A 3,986-nucleotide genomic window follows, 5' to 3' on the forward strand; every position below is an offset into this window, starting at 1 on the left:
ATGTAGAGATATGTTCCTTTATATACTTTAATATCGATATAATTTTTTAAAAAATATCTTATATATTGATTTAAGTAGTAAAATTTAAATCAAGGATACGAATTAATAGATATTTAAAATCTATTTTATTTATATAGTCTGTGGAAAATATGATATTCGCATCTGTATCTAAAAATATAAAAACTTTATGATATTGTTTTTGTGGGTTAAATTCGTACTTGGGGTGTGAGCATAAAGTTAATAAGCTTAAAATAATAAAAATATAAGAGTTTGAAGTATTTGTTTTATGTAGTGATTAAAATATATATTATTATGATAATAAACAACAGTATCACATTCAGATACACTTGCGCTGTATCTATATAAAGGTAAAGGGACTATGTTAACTAAGTGCTAGATAATCATCTGCACACTATTAAATAGGAGAGACTCTAATGTCTCAGGACCAAGTTAAAAGCGATCAAGACAAATCAAAAGAGCAACAACAGCAACAACAAGATGGTAAAGAGTTTGAACCTAAAACTCCTGAGCAAAATGACGTAGAAAAAGTCAATCAAAATGATAAAAATGAGAAAAAATAATAATATAGAAATTTATATTTTTTCTTAAAAATATTGGTTGGTAGAAAGAATAATTATTCTTTTTGCCAATTTATAAAATTAAGAGGAATATTTTAATATGTATTTTATAATAATTCTTTTTATCTTATTTATTTTTGCTTATATTTTATTTAAGGTTTTTTCTACGGTTAATCTAGAGCTCCCAGAAAGCACCCTAAAAATAGCTGGGAAAATATTTACAGATCACAAAAACTTTTTTGAACATGAAATAATTGTGATTTTATACCAAGAAGAATTGATAACTTTAGTCGGTAACCAAAATGTCGGTAGCGTGAAGGTCTTTAAAAATGCTGTAATCTGCCTCGAAAAAGAAACAAATAAAATCGCAGTATATATAGATACTTTAAGAGTCGGATATCTTAATAAAATAAACTCCTCTAGTTTTGTTAATTTTTTAAAAATAAAAGGTTTTAGTGAGAAAGATGCTTTTGAAGTTGATGCCATTATAATGAGTGAAGAATTAAGCCAGTGGAGTGTGAAGCTAGACATACCATACGATATGGAAAAGTTTAGGTTTGATAAATATTAAAATCCAATAAATATTTGATTGATATTTTATGAGATATATTTTGGTACATTTTTTTTAGTATTGAACATAAAAAGAGATCATAATTATTGTATGGATAATAAAAAGGAGAAAAGATATGGAACTTAGAGCTGTCAAAATGCATAAAATGTTTAAAGAGTTTCAGGATGAAAAGGCACTGGGCTATGTAGGGGAATATGATGAAAAACATGATCTTGTAGCGATATATAATATTTTTAAAGAAAAAATGAAGAAAATAGACGGAACCTATCAATGGATTCTACCTTCATCGGGTGAAGTGTTTTTTGTTGAAGAAGATCCACTCTATGTTCGTTAATTAATTTCCCGTCTAAAAAATCACAAGGATATCAGCTAATGAAGTTTCTAAAAATTCTAAGTTTTAGTGCTATTTTTATGTTATCCGCACATACTTATGCGACAGTGGGTGGTGGACAAAAAATTGAAGTATTGGGTTATCAGGAAAAAGACAAGAAACTTTATGTATTAAGACATTATGAGGATGGTCGAGGACGTCTACCACAATTATATTATTATCTGTTAAATAGTAAATCACCCGATAAACTTATTGAAGTTCGATCTCTATATATCAATCCAAAAACCCATAAGATTGATTATGATCAAGATAGTAGTGGATTTAATAAGGCTATAAAAAAAATTAAAAAGAATTTAACCCCTTTGATCGTAAGTAATAGTAAGACTGTAAAAATTCAAAGATTAAAAAGTCATCAGACTCAAATATCAGCTTGGTCTGATCCTTCAGAAAAGATGACACAATATAAAACAGAATATGTTGTAAAATCGCCGTCTTTACAAAGTAAGATCCATATTGCGGTTCATTACACCAAAGCAATAAAAATTTCCCAAAATTATAGAGTGCCTAAACAAAATAAGAGGTTAGTTGTCGTTAAATATCTGGGGGTTCCAGAAGAAACTGGTTATGATGTTGAAGACCCTGTTTTACTACTACCTATGAAAAAATAAATTTAAGAGTAAATTATTTTCTTGGTTCAAATCGGCAATACACACAACATCTGTGTATATTCAGCTCAAGACTTATCTGCACTTGGCTGTTTTAATTTATGCCTGCTTTATAAACCCCAATTTAACAATAACTCACTCATTATTTATCCTTACTTTTTAATGATCTAATTTAAAACAAATGTCATTTTGTGTGCTTGACTGTAAAAGGGTTGGACACTATCCTTTGCCTGCTGGCCACATCGCCAGTCGGTTTTGACGGACCGTATCATAGAAGCATTAAAGGTTTTACTTTTAGTGCCTAGCCCCTCGTGCCCCCTCTACGGTGGAACGGGAGGGGGACACCTTCGGGTGTGCTGGCTCTATGACCAGTCCGTCAACCCTCTTTCGTTCTGCCACCATAATTTTAATGTTTTGGCAGAACTCCCAATAAAAAGGAGTTGGCTTTGCACATCCATTATTTTTTGGCAGTCTTTGCCAAAAGCTATAACGACACAGCTTAAAAAATTAAAGCAGCTTGAACGCCCTAAGGTTTTCAGGCTTTAAGTCATTACGGCTCAAAAAAAACTTGCATCAACAATAAAATTTGAGATGTGCCACGCACAGTCTTTACGGCTTTGCTATGCCTTTTTTTCTCCCAAAAAAGTATCTCATTTAGAAACAACAAGAATTTTTATAACGGTAAAACTATGCCAAATTTAGTTCTCCCAACGCGTGCTATTCAAGTCATTCATACGTCGATTCATTTGTTTCATCATCACGGATTTCATACGGTTGGGGTCGACAGAATTGTGAAAGAGTCCGAAATTCCAAAAGCGACTTTTTATCATTATTTTCACTCTAAAGAGCGGTTTATTGAAATCTGTTTGATCGTACAAAAAGAATGTTTAAAAGAAAAAGTGATTTCGATTGCTGAGTACGCCCACCACACAAGCGCGATTGATAAACTCAAGGCACTTTATTTCTTACATACTGATTTAGAGGGGCACTACTATTTATTATTTAAAGCAATTTTTGAAACGAAACTGACCTATCCAAAAGTCTACCAAACCGCAGTGAGGTATAGAACTTGGCTAATCAATGAAATCTATAACCAACTTAGAGCACTTAAAACCGATGCAACTTTTCAGGATGCCAAACTGTTTGTATATATGATTGAAGGCGCAATTATTCAGCTTTTAAGCTCAGATGGGGCGGATGAGAGAAAAAAGATGTTTACTTGCTTTTCTAAAGCATTAATTAGAAAAGAGTGAAGAATAAAGTAATTTAGAATTAAAAAAGATTAAGACCAATAAAGGGCAGTATTCAATGATACTGCCAATTTAATAGAATTATTAAACTGTATTAATATGTGATTATAATCAATTAATTTGTGAAAAATGTGATATTTTTATTGTTGAATTTTAGATATAAATTTTTTCTTAAAACTTTAAATTTAAATATTTTAGAATTTTATAAATTTTAAAGAAATAGGTCTCTTATATTGGATAAGATCATCAGAAATTATTTATATATATGCATATAAAAATAATTTTTTTTACTAAATGATTATTAATAATAGGTTTGAATTCTTAAGTACTTAATATATTAAAAAGAAGCTTATTGTTTAGCTTAATTTAATATATCTGGGTGTTTTTGCTATTTTTGTTTTATTTTTATGAAGATTAATTAAATTTTGTGATTGGGTATAAGTAAATATAATTTTATATTTTATTTAAGGATCTAATTTTATTAACTTAAATGATTAAAAATAAATTGATCCTTATTAAAACTATCTTTACAATCCATATATAAACTTGTTTTAACAAAAATTCACAAATTAGTAACAATTGGGGTGAGGC

Annotated in this window: 5 protein-coding genes; all 5 read left to right on the top strand. The window is 29.4% G+C overall.

The genetic code is table 11. From position 1 onward, the window contains the following. The first annotated feature begins 434 nt into the window (after nucleotides 1-434). The 5 genes from ASF86_RS18910 (at nucleotide 435) to ASF86_RS02100 (ending at nucleotide 3,398) form a co-directional block, all read left to right on the top strand. Nucleotides 435-581, top strand: coding sequence for a hypothetical protein (locus tag ASF86_RS18910; protein ID WP_081407519.1), 147 nt, complete (start codon nucleotides 435-437; stop codon nucleotides 579-581). A gap of 97 nt (nucleotides 582-678) precedes the next feature. After that, nucleotides 679-1,149, top strand: coding sequence for a hypothetical protein (locus tag ASF86_RS02085; protein ID WP_056478915.1), 471 nt, complete (start codon nucleotides 679-681; stop codon nucleotides 1,147-1,149). 145 nt (nucleotides 1,150-1,294) lie between these two features. Next, nucleotides 1,295-1,483: a hypothetical protein gene (locus ASF86_RS02090; RefSeq protein WP_081407614.1), complete on the top strand. Its 189-nt coding sequence runs from the start codon at nucleotides 1,295-1,297 to the stop codon at nucleotides 1,481-1,483. 38 nt (nucleotides 1,484-1,521) lie between these two features. Further along, a complete protein-coding gene (locus tag ASF86_RS02095; protein WP_056478921.1) occupies nucleotides 1,522-2,148 on the top strand; it encodes a hypothetical protein in 627 nt (208 codons plus the stop codon). A gap of 686 nt (nucleotides 2,149-2,834) precedes the next feature. Then, nucleotides 2,835-3,398 (top strand): TetR/AcrR family transcriptional regulator, encoded by a 564-nt coding sequence (locus tag ASF86_RS02100; RefSeq protein ID WP_056478924.1) that lies wholly within the window; start codon nucleotides 2,835-2,837, stop codon nucleotides 3,396-3,398. Nucleotides 3,399-3,986 lie beyond the last annotated feature (588 nt).

The organism is Acinetobacter sp. Leaf130, assembly GCF_001423205.1.
Taxonomy (GTDB): domain Bacteria; phylum Pseudomonadota; class Gammaproteobacteria; order Pseudomonadales; family Moraxellaceae; genus Acinetobacter; species Acinetobacter calcoaceticus.

Excerpts from the sequence above, each read along its gene's own strand:
- ASF86_RS02100 (WP_056478924.1), top strand. The coding sequence starts at position 2,835 with ATGCCAAATTTAGTTCTCCCAACGCGTGCTATTCAAGTCATTCATACG.
- ASF86_RS18910 (WP_081407519.1), top strand. The coding sequence starts at position 435 with ATGTCTCAGGACCAAGTTAAAAGCGATCAAGACAAATCAAAAGAGCAA.
- ASF86_RS02085 (WP_056478915.1), top strand. The coding sequence starts at position 679 with ATGTATTTTATAATAATTCTTTTTATCTTATTTATTTTTGCTTATATT.
- ASF86_RS02095 (WP_056478921.1), top strand. The coding sequence starts at position 1,522 with ATGAAGTTTCTAAAAATTCTAAGTTTTAGTGCTATTTTTATGTTATCC.
- ASF86_RS02090 (WP_081407614.1), top strand. The coding sequence starts at position 1,295 with ATGTTTAAAGAGTTTCAGGATGAAAAGGCACTGGGCTATGTAGGGGAA.